Origin of the sequence: Sinobacterium caligoides (assembly GCF_003752585.1) — a bacterium.
GTDB classification, from domain to species: domain Bacteria; phylum Pseudomonadota; class Gammaproteobacteria; order Pseudomonadales; family Sinobacteriaceae; genus Sinobacterium; species Sinobacterium caligoides.
This window is the reverse complement of record NZ_RKHR01000001.1, coordinates 1-18,698: the sequence shown is the minus strand read 5'-3', so window position 1 is coordinate 18,698 and position 18,698 is coordinate 1. Positions and strand designations below refer to the sequence as shown.

Sequence of the window (18,698 nt, the reverse complement as noted above, 5' to 3'; positions counted from 1 at the left end):
TCAATATCTAGAGTGGCTAACGGAGGCCGTGATTATTCGACGTGGATTTTTCTTTATACTTTAACAGTTGACGATCAAGCTTGTCGGCTAATAGATCAATGGCGGCATACATATTACCGCTCTCCGAAGAGGCGACAAGGCTGCTTCCAGTTACATGGAGGCTGGCGTCTGCTTTGTGCCGTGTTTTTTCTATCGATAAAGTAACGGATGAGGAGGTTATCAGATCTGAGTGACGATCTAAACGATCAAATTTACCGACAACGTAGTCATGTAGCGCGTTAGTAACTTCTAGGTGATGACCGCTGATGTTGATTTGCATATATATTCCTCTCTGTTGTATCGGTATAGCTGCATATCGGTATGCGACTTTGCTGAGCATTTTTGATTGCATGCGTTGTCGCTTGTTAATGGCTCACTCTAATTTTTTGTTATTTTTCGTCTATAAATTGTAGCTAACATATGCTGACTTTAAACCAGCTGTTTACGCTCGTTGGATGGAGGAATCATCATCGACTCGCGGTATTTGGCTATTGTTCTGCGTGCGACCTTGATTCCTTGTTCGGCAAGGAGTTTTGTTATTGCATTATCGCTCAATGGCTTACGTTGGTTTTCGGCGTTTATTAACTTCTTGATAATGGCGCGGATGGCGGTGGAGGAACACTCGCCACCGCTCTCTGTGCTGACGTGGCTAGAAAAGAAGTACTTGAGTTCGAAGATGCCGCGCGGTGTGTGCATGTACTTCTGAGTAGTGACTCGGGATATCGTCGACTCATGCATTTCGACAGCTTCAGCAATGTCCAGCAGCACCATAGGTTTCATGGCCTCCTCACCGTAGTCAAGGAAACCCTGCTGTAGTTCGACAATTTTGCTAGCCACTTTCATTAGTGTTTCATTACGACTTTGTAAGCTTTTTAACAGCCAGCGGGCCTCTTGTAGGTTGTCCTTAAGAAAGGTGTTGTCACTACTGCTATCGGCACGCTTAATCAGTGCGGCATAGTTTCCGTTGATACGTATGTTTGGTGAAACATCAGGGTTTAATTCTACTTGCCAGTGCTCAGCAGTTTTCCGCACGAAGACGTCCGGTACAATGTACTGGGTATCCTCCTCATTGATATAGTCACCAGGCCTAGGGTTAAGGCTTTGTATTAGTGCGATAACTACTTTTAACTGTGGCTCTTTTATCTTGGCACGACGCATCAGTTGGGCGAAGTCCCGATTACCCAATAAAGGAAGGTAATGAGTGATCACCTTCCTTGTTTCCGCCAACAAAGGGGTATCTTCCGGTAGTTGGTTCAGTTGTATTAATAGGCATTCTTTTAGGTCGTGTGAGGCAACGCCGGGGGGGTCAAATTGTTGTACGCGGTGGAGTACGGCCATCACCTCGTCAAGCTCTACCGGGGAGGCGAGGTCAAGCCCTGCGTGAATCTCCTCGGCGCTCAAAGAGAGCATGCCGGAAGGCTCTACGGCATCGATGACCGACATGGCAATAACTCGGTCGGTATCTGACATAGGGGTGAGATTGAGTTGCCAGAGTAGATGATCGTGAAGCGTTTCTGACTGGCTATTGCGTGAGTCAAAATCGAAGTCGTCTGTCGCGGTACCGGCACTACCGCCGGTGTTTTGATAGACATCATCCCACTGAGTGTCGACTGGCAAATCGGGAATGGTGTCCGGTTGAGACCAGTCGATATCGTCGTGGCTGGTATCTGCGCTAGGGTCTGTTGGCTCCGTTTTTTTATGTTCCTCTGTGCTCTGGCATGGTCCTTCTTGAGAGCTGTTTAAAGCCTCGAGGTTATTTTCGCTACTCAGCCCTCCCTGACTGTTATCATCTTCACTGATTTCGAGCATTGGGTTTGATTCAAGAGCTTGTTGAATCTCCTGCTGTAAGTCGAGTGTCGATAGTTGCAGCAGACGGATAGCCTGCTGTAACTGCGGGGTCATGGTGAGCTGTTGACCCATCTTTAATTGAAGTGACTGTTTCACTACGTCAGTGTCTCCTGAGCAGCCAGAATGAAAGAAAATAAGAAGCGGGCTGCCGTCGCGTTGTGTATCTGAGGACTGTGTCTGTTGCCAGGCGGGTGGTCGATGGCTGCTTAGGTGTAGAGGTTATTCGGCAGCCGGTGACGGTGATGTAACCCATAATAATACAGTCGTTTTTATAAGTATCCGCGGTCAGTTTAGCGAGCCTAGCTCTGGCAGGCAAACTTTAGGCCGGTTTTGTTGCTGCAGTTGTGCGCAACTTAGAGCTTGAACTGTTCACCTAGGTAGACTTTGCGAACCTGCTGATTGGCGAGTACTGCATCGGCATTGCCCTCAGCGATAATATAGCCTTCGCTGACAATATAGGCTTTATCGCAGATGTCGAGAGTTTCGCGTACATTATGATCGGTAATCAGTACGCCAATGCCCTTGGACTTTAGGTGATTAACAATTGCCTTTATCTCATTGACGGAGATAGGGTCGACACCCGCAAAGGGCTCGTCAAGCAAGATGAATTCGGGTTCGGTAGCCAGAGCTCGGGCTATTTCAACGCGCCGCCGCTCGCCACCGGATAGCGACATGCCGAGGCTCTTGCGGATATGGGTAATATGAAACTCTTGCAGTAGCCCTTCCATTTTACTACGTCGCTGTTGGCGATTAAGGTCGTGACGGGTCTCCAGTATAGCGAGCAAGTTGTCCTCAACGGAAAGTTTGCGAAAAATAGAGGCTTCTTGTGGGAGATAACCGATGCCGAACTTTGCTCGTCCGTGCATGGGCTCGGCAGAGATGTTGATGTCGTTGATCCAGACCTGTCCTGCATCCTGGGGGACGATACCGACAACCATGTAGAAGCAGGTTGTCTTGCCTGCACCGTTGGGGCCGAGGAGTCCTACTACCTGGCCGCTCTCGATGGAGAGAGAAACATCTTTGATGATTTTTCTGCTCTTATAAGCTTTCGCTAAATTATCTGCTCTAAGCGTTGCCATTGGTTATTCTTCGTCTGATAGCGGTGGTTGAGAGGGCGAAGGCTGCTCAGGCGTTTTCTCTGGCGCTGAGTGTGCTTTGTTGTTGGTTTGGCTCGGTGGAATAACGACGTGTACACGGTCGTCGCCGCTTGTGGCTTCAGCGCTACCTTTGGCTTTGATAATTTCCTCGCTAATTAAGTACTCTATGCGCTCACTTTTCACTAGAGTGCCGTCTTGAGTGATGCTGGCATTCTTGGTCAGGATCAATAAGTCTTTGTCAGAAAAGTAATCGATGACTTCGCCTTGAGCATAGACAATCTGTTGCCCTACTTCGGGCAGTTGTTGTAAGTGTGCAGGCTTGCCAATAGCTTGAATTTTAGAAAGATCTCCATTCGCTTGATAGATAACGAGCTTGTCTGCAGTAATGTGGAGGCTACCTTGATCGAGTTTGACATTACCAATGTAAGTGGTAACAGCTGTTTTCTCATCGCGTTCGAGTCGGTCGGAGTATATGTGGATTGGTTGGTTTCTGTCACTCGGAAGTGCGTTAACAATGCTGCTCAAGCAAAGGCAAAGCAAAAGGCTGCTGAGAGCGAGTCTGTTATGGCGCATAGACGGTGTGTACTCCTGATAGAAGGGAGAGGAAGTTTAGGTCGAGGTCTGCGTGTAGGCCGATGGCGTCTGTTTTGCCGCTGCCTTGTCGTATGGTGACGGGGGCTGAGGTGTCGGCGGTATTGTTTTTAGTGTCGATTAAAAGGCTTTGTGTCGTTAATGTCAGTACGCGATCCTGTTTGCTCGGAAATTGAGTCAATACCACGTCTTTAGTCAGTAAAATGACCTTTTTACTATTGATAGTGCCATGCTGTGCGACAGCTGTACGGTAGGGGGTACCTAACAGGAAGCTGGTTAGCTTCGGAGATTCGATGGTCGTTTGCTGATTGTAGTCATGATGAATGGCTTCACTCGCTAGGCCCTTGCTACGAATAATACCGTCGGGCCCATAACTTAAGAAATCAGCCTTGGAGATATACCACTCTGGACTAGTAATCGTATCGGCAGTGGTTAGTTCCTGTACTTTGCGGCTTGAAAGAAGATAGAAGGTGGCAATCGTAATGGCGACTACTGTCGCCACTAACGCTAGCTGTTGTTGGACTTGTCTTGAACGTCGACTCACGAAATGCTACCTGCAAATTTACTGGTTGAGTTGATTATATCAGCCCTGCTCGCAGTAGAGCGTGTAAATGTACGACGCCTTCTAGCTTGCCATTTTTATCGGTGACAACGACGGCTGTGATGGCCTTGTCTTCCATAATCTTTAGAGCGCTCGCAGCAAGCATATCGCCACTAACAGTTTGACAGCCTTTGCTCATAATTTGTTCAATCTTCACGTTGTGAATGTCTGTGCCGCCGTCTAGGCTGCGACGCAGGTCGCCATCTGTAAATACGCCGATGAGTTGGCCATTGACATCGGTGACGCTGGTCATGCCCAAACCCTTGCTGCTAATCTCTATCAGTGCCTTGCTGAGGGGGGTGTCTGGTGTTACGCGGGGGATTGCAGTGTCGCTAACCATGACATCGCGTACTTTGAGTAATAATCTACGGCCCAGTGTTCCTCCGGGATGAGAGAAGGCGAAGTCCTCGGAAGTAAAGCCCTTTTCTTCAAGCAAGGCGATAGCAAGGGCATCGCCCATGACCAGCGCTGCCGTTGTACTGGAGGTGGGCGCGAGGTTTAGCGGGCACGCCTCTTTATCGATGCTGACATTAAGGTTGACGTCGGCAGCGGTAGATAGGGCAGAATTTGGGTTGCCTGTAATGGTAATTAAAGGCGCTCCCATACGCTTAATCAGCGGCACTATCGTGACAATTTCTGCGGTGTTGCCTGAGTTGGAAAGCGCTAGCACGACATCATTTTTGGTGATCATCCCTAGGTCGCCATGGCTGGCCTCACCCGGATGAACGAAGAAGGCTGGGCTGCCAGTGCTGGCTAGGGTTGCTGCGATTTTATTACCGATGTGGCCCGATTTCCCCATACCAGTGACAACAACTCTTCCTCTTGCGGCAAGCATAATAGAGCAGGCTTCGGCAAAATTTTCGTCGATAGAACCTCTGAGCTCGTTTATTGCCTGCTGTTCAAGATCTATGGTACGAAGACCTGAGGCTATAAAGGATGCATTATTACTCATGGTACTCACTTTAATATAGGTGAAATAGACTGCATATTAATCAATGCCGTGAACAGAGTACAGGTTATCTTTAGTGCCGCTAGGCTATTTATAAGAAGGGATGATGTTTCTCTATAGAAGGTAAGCTTACCTTACCCCCTTATAGAGGTGTCGCTATTTAATTGACGGAGTATAATGTGTTCTTCAATCCTATTGTGCCTAGTGAGTATCGATGAAAGTTCAAGCTTTATTATTTAACTGTTTGGTGGTGTTGAGTTGCTTTTTCACCTCGATGAGTTTGCAGGCTGCGGAGGCGGAGAGCGACCCAGCACAGGTTCTTGAGCGTGTTGGAACGGAGCTGATCGCGGAAATTAAGCTGGCCAAAGACTATTTCCCGAAGGACCCTGAACGATTCTATCGACGAGTTGATGAGGTTTTAGGGCCCTATGTCGACTTCACGACGTTTGCGCGCAATGTCATGGGTGACTATGGGAGTAGTGAGTCGTATCGACGTTTAAATACCGATGCTGAGAAAAAGCAGTTTATTGAGCGGGTCCGACGCTTTAGCGCAACCTTTAAAACCGGGCTGATTCATACTTATGCTAAAGGCCTGTTGAGCTTTGGTGGTGAGAGGCTAAATATCGAGCCTTTGACCGAGCAGCAGCGAAACAATATGGCAGAGGGGCGTAGCGTTGATGTTGTGCAACGTATTTACAATAAAGGCGCTAAGCCCTATGAGGTGCATTATAAAATGCGCAAAAATAAAGCGGGGCAATGGAAATTGCGTAATGTCGTGGTTGAGTCGGTCAATCTTGGTAGTGTTTACCGTCAGCAGTTCGTTAGTGCTATCCGCGCTCATAACGGAGATATCGACGTGGTGATTGATACTTGGGCTGTTTCTGCCTCCCCGCTAGAGGAGAAGTAGCTCCCAACTTGGTGCTTTTGGTCGCATTCGTTTTGAGGGGGGAAAGTGCAGCCTCTCGCAATTGTGGAGTAAATTGTCTAGAATGCGGCTTCTAAATTTACAGCCAACCAAGTTTTAGGTCTTTTCTATGCAAGCCCAAGATATAGAAGCATTGTTAGAGCAGCAGTTAGCCAATACTAATGCCACCGTTAACGTCATGGGCAGTCATATTGACATCACGATTGTCGGCGATGTTTTTGCAGGAGTCAGTCGGGTCAAAAAGCAGCAGATGGTTTACGCTGCTATTGCTGAGCTGATTGCCTCGGGTGAGGTCCATGCCGTTGATTTTATAAAAGCTTATACCCGTGCAGAGTGGGATCAACTAGCCTAGGCTTTAGTTGAAGTTCGCTCGTGCTGTTATCTATCTTAAGTATTTTTCGCTAGGAAACCAATGGATAAGTTACTGATTACTGGTGGGGCTAAGCTCGATGGGCAGATCCGCATTTCAGGCGCTAAAAACGCCGCACTTCCAATCTTGGCCGCTTCACTACTGTGTGATGAGCCTCTAACTATTCACAACCTGCCTCACCTACACGACGTGACGACGATGAATGAGTTGTTGCGTTGTTTAGGGGTAGAGTTAACTATAACTGAGAAACTCAGTGTGGAGATTAATACGGGGACGATCGATTGTTATACCGCCCCGTATGAGCTAGTTAAGACTATGCGCGCCTCTATTTTGGTGTTGGGGCCTCTGCTGGCTCATTATGGTGAAGCTCGGGTTTCATTTCCTGGTGGTTGTGCTATCGGTAGTCGTCCGGTCGATATACACCTTAAAGGGCTGGAGGCGATGGGAGCCGAGATTTCTGTTGACGGTGGTTACATTCACGCCAAGTCGAATGGGCGTCTGCACGGGGCAAATATCGTCATGGAGGCGGTGACTGTTGGGGGTACAGAAAATTTGCTGACAGCAGCAGCGTTAGCTGAAGGCACAACAGTATTGGAGAATGCTGCGCGTGAGCCTGAGGTGGTAGATCTTGCTAACTTCCTTATAGCGATGGGAGCCGATATATCCGGCCATGGCACTGATACTATTACCATTAACGGTGTCGAGCGCCTGCACGGCTGCGAGTATCGAGTTATGCCCGACCGTATTGAAACGGGTACGTATCTTGTTGCTGCTGCAGCGACTGCCGGCCGCGTTAAGCTGCTGGATACCACGGGTGATACTCTCGGGGCAGTATTACTTAAGCTAGAGGAGGCTGGGGCGGAAGTCACTTGTGGCGATGACTACATCGAGTTGGATATGCGTGGTAAGCGCCCTAAGGCTGTGAGCTTGAAAACGGTTCCTTACCCTGGTTTTCCAACTGACATGCAGGCGCAGTTTACGGTGCTCAATAGCATTGCAGAAGGTACTGCAATGGTGACGGAAACGATCTTTGAGAATCGCCTGGTTCATGCTCACGAGCTGAACCGCATGGGTGCTAACATTGTGCTGGAAGGCAATACTGCCATTATCCAGGGGGTGGAGGGATTGCAGGCTGCTCCGGTTATGGCGTCGGACCTGCGGGCTTCGGCAAGTCTTGTTATTGCAGGTCTAGTGGCGGAAGGTGATACTATCGTGGATCGTATTTACCATATTGATCGCGGCTATGAGTGTATTGAAGAGAAGCTGCATTTGTTGGGCGCTTCTATTAAACGTATTGTGGACTGATGATGAACCAACCTTTGATTATCGCGCTGACTAAAGGGCGAATTCTAAAAGAGACCTTACCGCTCTTGGCGGCAGCGGGCATTGAACCTGTTGAAGATATATCTAAGAGTCGAAAGTTGATCTTTGATACCACGGATCCAGCAGTGCAGTTGCTGGTGATTCGCGGCTCTGATGTGCCGACCTATGTGAAGCACGGGGTAGCGGACATGGGGGTGTCGGGTAAAGACATGCTGCTAGAGGTTGGCGGTGCAGATCTGTATGAGTTGCTGGATCTTGAAATCTCAAAGTGTCGTTTGATGACCGCAGGGATTAAGGGGGCTGCACTGCCGCAAGGCCGTGTCAAAGTGGCGTCAAAATTCACCAATATCGCCAAGCGCTATTGTGCGGAGCGTGGTCTACAAGCTGAAATTATTAAGCTGTATGGTGCCATGGAGTTGGCGCCGATTATGGGGTTAGCTGACTTGATCGTAGATATTGTTGATACTGGAAATACGTTGCGTGCTAATGGTATGGAGCCGTTGGACTTGATCGCGGATGTGAGTAGTCGTTTGGTTGTTAACAAGGCTGCGATGAAGATGAAGCATCAACGTATCGAGCAGGTGGTGGAGAAAATATCTGCCGCAGTCGTTGCTAAGCGTTAAGCCTCGCAGTAACCTTTCAGTTAGTCGAAGTGAAATCCGCTGTTAAAAGCGGATTTTTTAGTATTGGAGTAGGAAAAATGAACACCCTCAAAGTGAAGATGCTTGAGAGCTCGGCGGCCGACTTTTCGGCCCAGCTAGAACAGTTGCTGGCATGGGAATCGGTCTCTAATGATAACGTTCAAGCTGCGGTTGTTGAAATTATAGCCTCTGTTCGACACCGAGGTGACGCAGCTCTACTCGACTATACGGCGTGCTTTGATCGTTACTCGGTGAGCTCAATGGAGGCCTTGAAAGTCAGTTCAGAGCGTGTTGCTACTGCTTTGGCAGGAATTGGTGAAGAGCGCCGTACGGCGCTAGAATTGGCGGCGGAGCGAGTTAAGAGCTATCACGAGCACCAGCGCCAGGAGTCTTGGCAGTATCAGGAATCCGATGGGACTATTCTCGGACAGAAGGTTACGCCGCTAGATCGAGTGGGCTTATATGTGCCTGGTGGCAAGGCGTCGTACCCATCTTCGGTGTTGATGAATGCGATTCCTGCCAAGGTGGCGGGGGTGCGGGAGATTGTCATGGTGGTGCCCTCTCCGGAAGGTGAGCTGAGTGATATGGTATTGGCCGCCGCTGCTGTGGCCGGCGTGGATACGATTTACACGATAGGCGGGGCGCAGGCGGTAGCCGCCTTGGCCTACGGTACAGAGACGGTGCCGAAAGTTGATAAGATTGTCGGGCCGGGCAATATTTATGTCGCGACAGCGAAGCGCCAAGTCTTTGGTCAAGTTGGTCTAGATATGATTGCGGGGCCGTCGGAGATATTGGTGATCTGTGATGGCGGTACCGACCCTGACTGGATTGCTATGGATCTTTTCTCACAGGCGGAGCACGATGAGGATGCGCAGGCTATTTTGCTGAGTGACGATGCTGATTTTCTGGTTGCGGTACGTGATAGCATGCGCGCGCTACTGCCAACCATGGAGCGAGCTGAAATTATTCGAGCGTCAGTCGAGGCTCGCTGTGCCTTAATTCTTGTCGATGACTTACAAGAGGCGGCTGAAATTGCCAATGTTATAGCCCCTGAGCACCTTGAGTTATCGGTGGCTGAGCCGGAATTGTTGTTGAAAGAGATTCGTCACGCAGGGGCAATCTTCATGGGGCGCTATACGGCAGAGGCGCTAGGTGATTATTGTGCTGGGCCTAATCATGTGTTGCCAACCTCAGGAACCGCGCGCTTCTCTTCGCCCCTAGGTGTCTATGACTTCCAGAAGCGCTCGTCATTGATTCAGTGCTCGGCGGCAGGCGCTTCAGTGCTGGGTAAGACGGCGGCGGTGCTTGCTAGGGGGGAGTCTTTAACGGCGCATGCCCGTTCGGCTGAATACCGGGTTAAAGACTAGCGCCATTTTTTTGCTCGACACTAGTCGAGCTTTGTCGGGCGCTTGCCCACGGATAGCTCAAAGCTCGATGCCTTGCCTTTACGGATCACCTCGACGTTGATGACTTGCCCTGGTTTGAGTGAGGCGACTTGAGTCATTCCCATTCTGCCGGTGATCAGTGGGCGGTCATCGATCTTGCTGATAATGTCGCCAGGGAGCAAACCTGCTCTAGCGGCAGGGCTGTTGCGGTAGATCGCGCTGATGATTATCCCTTCGCTGCTTTTTGCTAGTGCAGCGCTGCGCTCTTGTACTTCTATGCCAAGCCAGCCCCTGACTACTTGTCCGTTGGCGATAATTTCTCGCATGACATTGTGCGCAATGTCAGCCGGAATGGCCAGGCCAATGCCTTGGGAGTCGCCGTCGTTAGACCAGATAGCTGAGTTGATGCCAATCAGGCGGCCATAGACGTCGATCAGAGCTCCCCCGGAGTTGCCAGGGTTGATGTCTGCGTCGGTTTGGATGTAGTTTTCGTAGGTGTTGAGTGCTAGTCCGTAGCGGCCGGTTGCGCTGATAATTCCCTGGGTGACCGTGTGGCCGAAACCAAATGGGTTGCCGAGCGCTAAAACGACATCGCCCACGCGTGATTGCTCGGCCTGGCCGAAGCGAATGGGGGTCAGCGAGGGGAGTTCAATCTTAAGTACGGCAAGATCTGTGTCGGGATCGCTGCCGACGACAACGGCGAGGCTCTCTCGGCCATCGAGTAGTGACACGAGAATTTGATCGGCTCCTTTGATGACGTGGTGATTGGTGAGTATGTAGCCATCTTTTTGTACGATGACGCCGGAGCCGAGACTACGCTCTATGCGTTGTTGGCGAGAGCTGTTGCTGTTGTTGGAGTAGTGGCGAAAAAAAGGATCTTGCAGCAAAGGGTGTGCGCTAGGGGCTGTTCGTCGTGCTGTATAGATGCTCACAACGGAGGGGGCGGCTATTTCGACGGCGTTGGCGTAGGAGGCGGCCTCTTGCTGCTGGGGTCTGGTTAAGAATATTGCCGGCGAGGAGGAAAAATACTGCGGGAAAAGGATGATAGTTAGTGCGGCAAGGAGTAGGCCGGAAATGATTGGCCAGCCAAACAATTTAAGCAGAGACTTCATTCGAGACCCAGTATTGAAATGCTACGGTGTAAACCCGCTATGATATAGCGATAACTTGCGGCTGTCTGCTATCTATTGTTGAATGCATCGCGTGCTTGCCAATCAAATTTCATTAGGCGGATTGTTTATGGCGATAAAATTGCGAGAATTACTTGAGGCTTGTGAGTCGTGGTTGCGGCCCGAGCAATTTGATGACTTTGCCCCCAACGGCTTGCAAGTGCAGGGTCGAGAGGAGGTGGCGTTGGTTGTTGCTGGAGTGACAGCCTGTCAGGCGTTACTGGATCGGGCTGTTGAGCTCGGTGCGGGGGCTGTATTGGTTCATCATGGTTACTTTTGGCGCGGCGAGGATCCGTGCCTGACAGGGATTAAGTATCGTCGTATTAAGACCTTGATTGATAATGATATCAGTCTGATTGCTTATCATCTGCCGCTAGATGCCCATCCAGAGCTGGGGAATAATGTGCAGCTTGCAGGTTTGCTGGGGATTGAGGTGGTCGGTGGTGTGCCTGCTACCGGTAGCCCGGCTATCGCGCTGATGGGGCGATTTTCAGTGCCGCTGACGGGGGTGGAATTGCGTGACAGGATCGAGCGGGTACTTATTCGTGAGCCTTTGCATATTGCTGCAGATAGGCCAATAAAGTCTGTGGCTTGGTGCACCGGTGGCGGTCAGGGTTATATTGAGCAGGCCGTTGCTGCGGGTGTTGATGCCTTTATTAGTGGTGAAGCGTCAGAGCAAACCGTGCATTTAGCACGAGAGCACGGTATCCACTTCTATGCGGCGGGGCATCATGCCACTGAGCGCTACGGTGTGCAGGCGCTGGGTGAGAGAATTGCGCGGGAGCTGGCGGTTGACGTGGTTTTTGTGGATATTGACAACCCGGTATAGAGGAGGGGAAGGCTAAGGTTGCCCTTAGCCTTTTCGAGCTACTTTTTGATCAGGCTTTTATCTAGGCCAAAGCTCTCATCGAGTACGCCGTGTTTGATGTTGGGGTCTTTAGGGGCGTAATCCAAGGGAGCGCTAGTTATTGTTTCCGGCACCTCCGCTATCTCCTCACTGGGGTTTGGGATCTTCTTGATAGTCTGCTCGTGCTCCGTTGTATCGAGTAGGTCGGTGGCGGCTTGGGCGAGATGGTTGTGCACGTCTCGGTAGCTTTGAGTCAGGTTGTCGACGAGGCGGGCGGTTTCGACAAAGTGTTTCTCAACCTGTTGTTGGTACTCGTTGAGTTCGTCTTTGGTTGAGTTTAGCTCGCCTGAAAGGTCGCGATTCTTACGGCTATTAGACGAGAATTGCTGAGAGAGGATGATGCCAATAGCGGCACCGATAACCGTAAAAAGGGCCGCAATAATAATAGCTTCAAGGGTCGAAAACACGGTAGCTCCTAAAGATTGTGCTGCTGGTTGTAGCAGCATGTTTGTTGCATTGATTGGTGAATATTAAAGCATTATAAGGGATCTCCTGGCTAGTGATTTGCGCGCTTGAGATTGCGTCGCTGGCATTGAGTGGTTACAGTGTGCGGCACCTCGTAGCCTATGCTGCCGAGGTGTGCTGCAATCAAAATGATGGTTAAAAAATAGATGACTCCTCTTCAGCGTTATAAGAATGACTTAAAGAAACCGGGCTTTAACTACGATGCTTCACAAGAGAAGGCCGTTTTGCATCTACAGAGATTGTATGATGATTTGCTGGCCAACCCTGATCTGAGGTCGGGAGGTTTTGTTGCTAAAGTCAGAGCTTTGTTTGCAGGGTCCCCTCAGCCCGTTGCGGTTAAGGGGTTGTATTTTTGGGGTGGGGTTGGTCGTGGCAAGACCTATTTAATGGATAACTTTTATGAAAGCCTGCCTTTTTCTGAGAAGCAGCGGACGCACTTTCATCGCTTTATGCGTGATGTGCATCATAAGCTAAATGAGTTGCAGGGCGAGAAGAACCCTTTGAGCCGTGTCGCTGACGAGATAGCCGCTAGGACGCGTATTATTTGCTTCGATGAGTTTTTTGTCTCGGATATTACGGATGCGATGATTTTGGGGGGCTTGTTTGAGGCGCTGTTTGAGCGCGGCGTCACTTTATTGGCGACATCGAATATTGTTCCCGACGGCCTTTATAGGGATGGCTTGCAGCGCAGCCGATTTTTGCCAGCGATCAAGTTGCTGAATGAGCGTACGGAGATTGTCAACGTTGATGGTGGTGTTGATTATCGTTTGAGGACACTGAAGCAGGCTGAGCTATATCATTATCCGCTGGATGAGGCGGCAGAGCTGTCGTTGGCGAGTAGTTTTACTAATCTAGCGCCTGATGCCTGTGTCTCTGATGTTGGGGTCGAGATAGAAGGGCGGGAAATACTGAGTCGCCATCTCGCGGATGATGTTGTGTGGTTTGATTTTTATGCCATTTGTGATGGCCCGCGGTCGCAGAATGATTATATTGAGCTTGCCAAAGAGTTTCATGCGGTAGTCATTTCGTCGGTGCCGCAGTTCAATTCAAAGGATGATTTGGCGCGAAGGTTCATTAATTTGGTCGATGAGTTTTACGACAGGGGGGTAAAGGTGGTACTATCCGCCGCGGTGCCGTTGGAAGAGCTGTATTCCACTGGCAGGTTATCATTCGAGTTTGAGCGTACAATCAGCCGGTTGCTGGAAATGCAATCGCACGAATACCTCGCTAGAGAGCATAGGCCCTAGGCTTTGCTTGGTAGTTTAAGGGTGTTCGGGTAGTGGTTTTGTCGTATTAGTTGAGGCTAATCTAAGTCCCAGCTGGCAAAATCTACTGCGAAGTCCACTCGTTCATACTCACATTAAATCGCCCAAGGGGCATAAATAGATGAAGACTTTTAGCGCTAAGCCAGCTGATGTAAAACGCGACTGGTATGTTGTTGATGCGGCAGACCAGACTCTTGGTCGTCTGGCTACCGAAATTGCACACCGTCTACGCGGTAAGCATAAGGCAGAATACACTCCTCATGTTGATACCGGCGATTATATCGTTGTGATTAATGCAGAGAAGATCCGTGTATCTGGTAAGAAGACAACGGATAAGATTTACTACGGTCACACCGAATATCCTGGTGGTCTAAAGAGCATCACCTTTGAGCAGTTGATTGATAAAGCGCCTGAGCGTGTTATTCAGTCTGCCGTTAAGGGCATGTTGCCACGCAACCCTCTGGGGCGTGCAATGTTTAAGAAAATGAAGGTCTACGCCGGTAGTGAGCATCCTCACACTGCGCAGCAGCCTCTAGAACTTGATCTTGGGGTAAGTAAATAATGTCTGCTACTCAATACTACGGTACCGGTCGTCGTAAGACCTCGACAGCTCGCGTGTTCCTTACTGCAGGAACGGGCAACATCACTATCAACAACCGCACCATCGAAAATTTCTTCGGTCGTGAAGTTGCGCGCATGATTGTGCGTCAGCCTCTAGAGTTGGTTGAACTGGTAGAAAAGTTTGATCTGAACATTACTGTTAAAGGCGGTGGTAGCTTCGGTCAAGCTGGTGCAATTCGTCACGGTATCACCCGTGCCTTGATGGAGTACGACGAAGGTCTTCGTCCAGCTCTTCGTAAGGCTGGCTTTGTTACTCGTGATGCTCGTGAAGTTGAACGTAAGAAAGTCGGACTACGTAAAGCACGTAAGAAGCCTCAGTTCTCTAAGCGTTAATTTGCTGGTGTTATCGACAAGAGCGTCCGTTATCGGGCGCTTTTTTTTGCTTGTAATTAGTTAGCTTCGTTGAAAAGGTAAAACTACTTGTTGTTACAAGGGTTTTGCTTGTAAGAGAGGGCTAATTTAATTAATATCGACCGCATTTATAGTAGGGTTATAAGGTTGCCGAAGTGCGACTGAATGATAATTGATATGCTGTTACGGGGGAGAACGTCATGACTGACGAGGTAAATTCAGGGCGGCGACGGTTTTTGACTGCGGCAACTTCGGTTGTGGGTGCAGTCGGGGCCGTCGGTGTTGCTACGCCGTTTTTGGGGTCTTGGAACCCTAGTGCCAAGGCTAAGGCTGCCGGCGCGCCAGTGAGCGCGGATGTTGGTAAGATAGAGCCGGGGCGGATGATTATTGCCGAGTGGCGTGGTAAGCCGGTTTATTTGGTGCACCGAACGCAAGAGCAGTTGGATACGTTGGCAGGGCATAACGATCATTTGCTCGACCCTCAATCAGAGCAGCCACAGCAGCCTTCCTATGTAACAGGAATCGAGCGTTCGATTAAGCCTGAGCTACTTGTTCTGGTTGGTTTGTGTACTCACCTTGGTTGTGCGCCTAAGTATCGTCCAGAAGTCGCTCCTGCCGATTTAGGCGAGGATTGGGTCGGTGGTTTCTTCTGCCCTTGCCATGGCTCGAAGTATGATCTCTCTGGTCGCGTATATCAGGGGGTGCCTGCGCCTCTTAACTTAGAGGTGCCTCCCTATCGCTATGTCTCTGATGTAGTGATCATCGTTGGCGAAGACCAGGAGCAAGCGTAATGAAAGGTTTGATTGCTTTACGTGATTGGGTGGATGCTCGTCTGCCAATCATGCGTGCATGGGATACCCATATGGGTAAGTACTATGCGCCAAAGAACTTTAATTTTTGGTATTTTTTCGGTGTTCTCTCTCTGTTGGTGTTGGTTAATCAGCTGCTGACGGGTATCTGGCTGACTATGATGTATGTGCCTGACCCTGATAAGGCCTTCGCCTCTGTAGAATACATCATGCGCGACGTAGACTACGGCTGGATCATTCGCTTGATGCACTCGACCGGCGCATCGGCATTCTTTGCGGTTGTTTACCTGCATATGTTCCGCGGCTTACTCTATGGCTCGTATAAGAAACCACGTGAGTTGGTGTGGATCTTTGGTATGGCGATCTATCTCGCCCTGATGGCGGAAGGTTTCTTGGGGTATGTACTGCCCTGGGGGCAGATGTCGTATTGGGGGGCTCAGGTTATCGTGTCGTTGTTTGGTGCGATCCCAGGTATCGGCCCAGACCTTGTGCAGTGGATTCGGGGTGACTATTTAATTAGTGGTATTACGCTTAACCGATTCTTTGCTTTGCATGTGGTGGCGCTACCTATTGTGCTGCTGGCTTTGGTTGTGTTGCATTTGCTCGCTCTTCACGAGGTGGGCTCGAACAACCCGGATGGCGTTGAGATTAAAGAAAATAAAGATGCCAACGGCATTCCTAAGGACGGCGTGCCGTTCCATCCATTTTATACTGTGCATGATCTTGTGGGCATTGCTGTCTTCCTATTCGTTTTTTGTGGCATTCTGTTCTTTATGCCGGAGATGGGTGGATACTTCCTTGAGCACGCCAACTTCGAAGTGGCTAATGGGCTTAAGACCCCGGCTCATATCGCCCCGGTCTGGTACTACACCCCCTTCTATGCCATGTTGCGCGCTGTAACGATAAGTATTGGTCCTCTTGATGCCAAGTTCCTAGGGTTTGTGGTCATGGGTGGAGCTATTGCGATCCTGTTTGTGCTTCCCTGGCTTGATCGTAGTCCGGTCAAATCGTGGCGCTACAAGGGGCGGATAAGTAAGTTTGCTCTAATATTGCTACCTATTGTCTTTGTCATTCTGGGTTATCTTGGTGTTAAGCCGACAACACCTGGGCGTACGATGATGGCGCAAATATGTACCGTGTTGTACTTTGCGTTCTTTGTATTGATGCCTTGGTATACCTCTATAGAGAAGACTAAGCCGGTTCCAGATAGGGTGACAATGAAATGAAAAAATTGTTAATTGTTTTGACGATGTCAATGCTGCCCCTCGTGGCTATGGCTGCAGAAGAGATGTCTTGCGGCACTATTGAGTGCAAAAAGGTTACGGTAGATCCAACGGATAAGCCTTCTTTGCAGCGCGGTGCTCAGACCTTTGTTAATTACTGTATGGGGTGTCATGAGGCTTCCTACTCGCGTTATGGTCGCGTCGCAGAAGATCTGGGTATTCCCGATCAGCTGGTTATGGATAATCTGATCTTTGATGACTCAAAGATTGGTGATCTCATGACTAATGGTATGACGCCTAAGGACGCTAAGAAGTGGTTTGGTGTGGCACCGCCGGATCTGACCTTGGTGACTCGTGCTCGTGGTGAAGACTGGGTTTACACCTATCTGCTAAGCTTCTATCAAGATAGCTCTCGCCCTTGGGGTGTGAACAACCTAGTGTTTAAGGATGTGGGTATGCCGCATGCTTTGCGAGAGCTGCAGGGTTTAACGGTTTGTAAGCCTGCGTGGGCGATCGCAGCCAACGGTGGTGTCAAGCGTGACCCGTTAACGGGCAACCCGCAGGAAGATCCCGAGCACCAGTGTGGTCGTGTTGAGCATGTTGAGGGTACTGGGCTTAGCGATAAGGAGTATGAAGCGGTTGTTTATGATTTGACCAACTTCTTGGCCTATGTTGGTGAGCCTACGAAAATGAAGAGTCACAAGATTGGTATGTATGTACTGTTATTCTTGTGTGTCTTGTTTATCTTTGTCTACTTGCTCAATCGCGAGTATTGGAAAGATATTCACTAAGGCGGATTGCTCGTTTTAGTAATAACAGTAGTGTCAGCTGGCACTGCTGTTTTTGTGTTTTTAAAAAATGAAATTTTGAGGATATTTTGATGGGTGTAGTTGCTAAGCGATCTTCCATGACGTTTTTCTCTGACGGGTCTAGTCATTACAGCCACCGCGTCCGCATCGTGTTGGCAGAGAAAGGTGTAACTGTTGATATCGTCGATGTCGATATTGAGAATAAGCCGGCTGAGCTGGCGGACTTGAATCCATACAACGGTCTTCCAACATTGCTGGATAGGGATCTGGTTCTGTATGAGTCGAAAGTAATGATGGAGTATTTGGATGAGCGCTTCCCGCATCCCCCGTTACTGCCAGTCTATCCTGTTGCTCGCGGCCAAAGCCGTCTTTGGATGTATCGCATCGAGCGTGATTGGTGTCGTCTTGTTGATATAATTGAGGATCCGAAATCAAAGGTTAAAGAGGCTGATACGGCTCGAAAAGAATTGCGTGAGAGTTTGACCGGCGTCGCGTTGATTTTCTCTGAGAAGCCTTACTTTATGAGTGATGATTTTACCTTGGTCGATTGCTGTATGGCTCCTATACTCTGGCGTCTGCCTAATCTAGGTATTGAGATTCCGAAAACCAAGCAGACAAAGCCGTTGCATGAGTACATGGAGCGTCTGTTTGCTCGCGAGTCGTTCCAAGCCAGTCTTTCTGAGGCAGAGCTCGAAATGCGCCTGCAGATAAAGCTTTAATATGTTGCTTGTAGTAATGAGGCTGTAGCGATATGACAATGACCTCTCGCCGCCCTTATATATTAAGGGCGACATATGATTGGATTCTGGACAATGACTGTACTCCGTACATTATTGTTGATGCTTTGCTTCGTGATGTTGTCGTCCCCGAGCAGTTTATTCAGGATGGTAGGATAGTACTGAATATTGCTCCCGGGGCCGTACGGAGCTTAGAAATAGAAGGTGAGTATCTTTCGTTTAATGCTAGGTTTGCAGGTACGCCTATGGACGTGTTTGTGCCGTTTTATGCTTTGCTTGGTATCTACGCGAAGGAAAATGGCGAGGGGACCTTGTTTGAGGCTGAGGATCCGCCACCAGAGCCTCCAGCGCCAACAGAGCCGCCGGTTAAGAGTGGTCGTCCAAGTTTGCGGGTGGTGAAGTAGTTGTCGTTATAGGGGGTAAAGTTTGTTGCGCTAGATTCTAACTTTAACGCATGTTGTGAAATGAGAAGAAACTTCTTGCACCATCGCCACTACCTCCGTATATTTCGCCTCCGTCGTCACCGAGACAGCTTCTAAAGCCCACTCAAAACGACACGGTGAAAACGCTGAA

Annotated in this window: 20 protein-coding genes and 1 pseudogene; 13 read left to right on the top strand and 8 right to left on the bottom strand. The window is 49.5% G+C overall.

Going from position 1 to position 18,698, the window contains the following annotated elements; all coding sequences use genetic code 11:
- Nucleotides 1-16 precede the first annotated feature (16 nt).
- The 6 genes from hpf to EDC56_RS00085 form a co-directional block, all read right to left on the bottom strand.
- On the bottom strand, nt 17-319 hold the full coding sequence (hpf, locus tag EDC56_RS00110) for a ribosome hibernation-promoting factor, HPF/YfiA family (protein ID WP_123710510.1): 303 nt from the start codon (nt 317-319) through the stop codon (nt 17-19).
- A 149-nt stretch (nt 320-468) separates the two neighbouring features.
- Entirely contained in the window at nt 469-1,983 is a 1,515-nt protein-coding gene (locus tag EDC56_RS00105) for an RNA polymerase factor sigma-54 (protein WP_123710509.1), read from the bottom strand.
- A 257-nt stretch (nt 1,984-2,240) separates the two neighbouring features.
- Nucleotides 2,241-2,966 carry an LPS export ABC transporter ATP-binding protein gene (lptB, locus tag EDC56_RS00100; protein ID WP_123710508.1) on the bottom strand — a complete coding sequence of 242 codons (726 nt, stop codon included), beginning with the start codon at nt 2,964-2,966 and terminating at the stop codon, nt 2,241-2,243.
- Between the two features lie 3 nt (nt 2,967-2,969).
- The gene (gene lptA / locus EDC56_RS00095) at nt 2,970-3,557 is read right to left on the bottom strand and encodes a lipopolysaccharide transport periplasmic protein LptA (protein ID WP_123710507.1); all 588 of its coding nucleotides are present in this window, start codon (nt 3,555-3,557) and stop codon (nt 2,970-2,972) included.
- Nucleotides 3,547-4,119: an LPS export ABC transporter periplasmic protein LptC gene (gene lptC, locus EDC56_RS00090; protein WP_123710506.1), complete on the bottom strand. Its 573-nt coding sequence runs from the start codon at nt 4,117-4,119 to the stop codon at nt 3,547-3,549. Before lptC ends, lptA begins: the two co-directional genes overlap by 11 nt.
- 34 nt (nt 4,120-4,153) lie before the next feature.
- Nucleotides 4,154-5,128, bottom strand: coding sequence for a KpsF/GutQ family sugar-phosphate isomerase (locus EDC56_RS00085; protein WP_123710505.1), 975 nt, complete (start codon nt 5,126-5,128; stop codon nt 4,154-4,156).
- 211 nt (nt 5,129-5,339) lie between these two features.
- On the opposite strand from EDC56_RS00085, the gene EDC56_RS00080 reads away from it, so the two are divergent.
- From EDC56_RS00080 to hisD, 5 genes are all read left to right on the top strand, one after another.
- Entirely contained in the window at nt 5,340-6,032 is a 693-nt protein-coding gene (locus EDC56_RS00080) for an MlaC/ttg2D family ABC transporter substrate-binding protein (protein WP_123710504.1), read from the top strand.
- Between the two features lie 127 nt (nt 6,033-6,159).
- Entirely contained in the window at nt 6,160-6,402 is a 243-nt protein-coding gene (locus EDC56_RS00075) for a BolA family protein (RefSeq protein ID WP_123710503.1), read from the top strand.
- A gap of 60 nt (nt 6,403-6,462) precedes the next feature.
- Nucleotides 6,463-7,725, top strand: a complete 1,263-nt coding sequence (gene murA, locus EDC56_RS00070) for a UDP-N-acetylglucosamine 1-carboxyvinyltransferase (RefSeq protein ID WP_123710502.1) — start codon at nt 6,463-6,465, stop codon at nt 7,723-7,725.
- A gap of 2 nt (nt 7,726-7,727) precedes the next feature.
- The gene (gene hisG, locus EDC56_RS00065) at nt 7,728-8,366 is read left to right on the top strand and encodes an ATP phosphoribosyltransferase (protein WP_123710539.1); all 639 of its coding nucleotides are present in this window, start codon (nt 7,728-7,730) and stop codon (nt 8,364-8,366) included.
- 77 nt (nt 8,367-8,443) lie between these two features.
- Nucleotides 8,444-9,751 carry a histidinol dehydrogenase gene (gene hisD / locus EDC56_RS00060; protein WP_123710501.1) on the top strand — a complete coding sequence of 436 codons (1,308 nt, stop codon included), beginning with the start codon at nt 8,444-8,446 and terminating at the stop codon, nt 9,749-9,751.
- 20 nt (nt 9,752-9,771) lie between these two features.
- On the opposite strand, the gene EDC56_RS00055 is transcribed toward hisD, so the two are convergent.
- Nucleotides 9,772-10,881 (bottom strand): S1C family serine protease, encoded by a 1,110-nt coding sequence (locus EDC56_RS00055; RefSeq protein ID WP_123710500.1) that lies wholly within the window; start codon nt 10,879-10,881, stop codon nt 9,772-9,774.
- 127 nt (nt 10,882-11,008) lie between these two features.
- On the opposite strand from EDC56_RS00055, the gene EDC56_RS00050 reads away from it, so the two are divergent.
- Complete coding sequence (locus EDC56_RS00050; RefSeq protein WP_123710538.1) at nt 11,009-11,767, top strand: Nif3-like dinuclear metal center hexameric protein; 759 nt, start codon at nt 11,009-11,011, stop codon at nt 11,765-11,767.
- Nucleotides 11,768-11,805: 38 nt separating this feature from the next.
- Here the strand turns inward: EDC56_RS00050 and EDC56_RS00045 are convergent, their stop codons facing one another.
- The gene (locus EDC56_RS00045) at nt 11,806-12,252 is read right to left on the bottom strand and encodes a Z-ring associated ZapG family protein (protein ID WP_162844028.1); all 447 of its coding nucleotides are present in this window, start codon (nt 12,250-12,252) and stop codon (nt 11,806-11,808) included.
- A gap of 204 nt (nt 12,253-12,456) precedes the next feature.
- Here EDC56_RS00045 and zapE point away from each other — a divergent pair, with 204 nt between their 5' ends.
- The 7 genes and pseudogenes from zapE (at nt 12,457) to EDC56_RS00005 (ending at nt 18,529) form a co-directional block, all read left to right on the top strand.
- Complete coding sequence (gene zapE, locus EDC56_RS00040; RefSeq protein ID WP_123710498.1) at nt 12,457-13,557, top strand: cell division protein ZapE; 1,101 nt, start codon at nt 12,457-12,459, stop codon at nt 13,555-13,557.
- A 139-nt stretch (nt 13,558-13,696) separates the two neighbouring features.
- A complete protein-coding gene (rplM, locus tag EDC56_RS00035) occupies nt 13,697-14,137 on the top strand; it encodes a 50S ribosomal protein L13 (RefSeq protein WP_123710497.1) in 441 nt (146 codons plus the stop codon).
- Nucleotides 14,137-14,529 (top strand): 30S ribosomal protein S9, encoded by a 393-nt coding sequence (gene rpsI / locus EDC56_RS00030; protein WP_123710496.1) that lies wholly within the window; start codon nt 14,137-14,139, stop codon nt 14,527-14,529. The genes rplM and rpsI overlap by 1 nt, the downstream gene beginning before the upstream one ends.
- A 218-nt stretch (nt 14,530-14,747) precedes the next feature.
- Nucleotides 14,748-15,338: a ubiquinol-cytochrome c reductase iron-sulfur subunit gene (gene petA / locus EDC56_RS00025; RefSeq protein ID WP_123710495.1), complete on the top strand. Its 591-nt coding sequence runs from the start codon at nt 14,748-14,750 to the stop codon at nt 15,336-15,338.
- A pseudogene (locus EDC56_RS19740) lies at nt 15,338-17,370 on the top strand (ubiquinol-cytochrome c reductase). Before petA ends, EDC56_RS19740 begins: the two are co-directional and overlap by 1 nt.
- 89 nt (nt 17,371-17,459) lie before the next feature.
- Nucleotides 17,460-18,107, top strand: coding sequence for a glutathione S-transferase N-terminal domain-containing protein (locus EDC56_RS00010; RefSeq protein WP_123710492.1), 648 nt, complete (start codon nt 17,460-17,462; stop codon nt 18,105-18,107).
- Nucleotides 18,108-18,139: 32 nt separating this feature from the next.
- Nucleotides 18,140-18,529, top strand: coding sequence for a ClpXP protease specificity-enhancing factor (locus tag EDC56_RS00005; protein WP_123710491.1), 390 nt, complete (start codon nt 18,140-18,142; stop codon nt 18,527-18,529).
- Nucleotides 18,530-18,698: the final 169 nt, after the last annotated feature.

What these genes read in the sequence shown, in the direction of transcription:
- EDC56_RS00005 (WP_123710491.1), top strand. Translation starts at nt 18,140, where the DNA reads ATGACAATGACCTCTCGCCGCCCTTATATATTAAGGGCGACATATGAT.
- EDC56_RS00080 (WP_123710504.1), top strand. Translation starts at nt 5,340, where the DNA reads ATGAAAGTTCAAGCTTTATTATTTAACTGTTTGGTGGTGTTGAGTTGC.
- zapE (WP_123710498.1), top strand. Translation starts at nt 12,457, where the DNA reads ATGACTCCTCTTCAGCGTTATAAGAATGACTTAAAGAAACCGGGCTTT.
- EDC56_RS00055 (WP_123710500.1), bottom strand. Translation starts at nt 10,881, where the DNA reads ATGAAGTCTCTGCTTAAATTGTTTGGCTGGCCAATCATTTCCGGCCTA.
- EDC56_RS00050 (WP_123710538.1), top strand. Translation starts at nt 11,009, where the DNA reads ATGGCGATAAAATTGCGAGAATTACTTGAGGCTTGTGAGTCGTGGTTG.
- petA (WP_123710495.1), top strand. Translation starts at nt 14,748, where the DNA reads ATGACTGACGAGGTAAATTCAGGGCGGCGACGGTTTTTGACTGCGGCA.
- hisG (WP_123710539.1), top strand. Translation starts at nt 7,728, where the DNA reads ATGAACCAACCTTTGATTATCGCGCTGACTAAAGGGCGAATTCTAAAA.
- EDC56_RS00085 (WP_123710505.1), bottom strand. Translation starts at nt 5,128, where the DNA reads ATGAGTAATAATGCATCCTTTATAGCCTCAGGTCTTCGTACCATAGAT.
- hpf (WP_123710510.1), bottom strand. Translation starts at nt 319, where the DNA reads ATGCAAATCAACATCAGCGGTCATCACCTAGAAGTTACTAACGCGCTA.
- EDC56_RS00075 (WP_123710503.1), top strand. Translation starts at nt 6,160, where the DNA reads ATGCAAGCCCAAGATATAGAAGCATTGTTAGAGCAGCAGTTAGCCAAT.
- hisD (WP_123710501.1), top strand. Translation starts at nt 8,444, where the DNA reads ATGAACACCCTCAAAGTGAAGATGCTTGAGAGCTCGGCGGCCGACTTT.
- lptB (WP_123710508.1), bottom strand. Translation starts at nt 2,966, where the DNA reads ATGGCAACGCTTAGAGCAGATAATTTAGCGAAAGCTTATAAGAGCAGA.
- rpsI (WP_123710496.1), top strand. Translation starts at nt 14,137, where the DNA reads ATGTCTGCTACTCAATACTACGGTACCGGTCGTCGTAAGACCTCGACA.
- EDC56_RS00010 (WP_123710492.1), top strand. Translation starts at nt 17,460, where the DNA reads ATGGGTGTAGTTGCTAAGCGATCTTCCATGACGTTTTTCTCTGACGGG.
- murA (WP_123710502.1), top strand. Translation starts at nt 6,463, where the DNA reads ATGGATAAGTTACTGATTACTGGTGGGGCTAAGCTCGATGGGCAGATC.
- rplM (WP_123710497.1), top strand. Translation starts at nt 13,697, where the DNA reads ATGAAGACTTTTAGCGCTAAGCCAGCTGATGTAAAACGCGACTGGTAT.
- lptA (WP_123710507.1), bottom strand. Translation starts at nt 3,557, where the DNA reads ATGCGCCATAACAGACTCGCTCTCAGCAGCCTTTTGCTTTGCCTTTGC.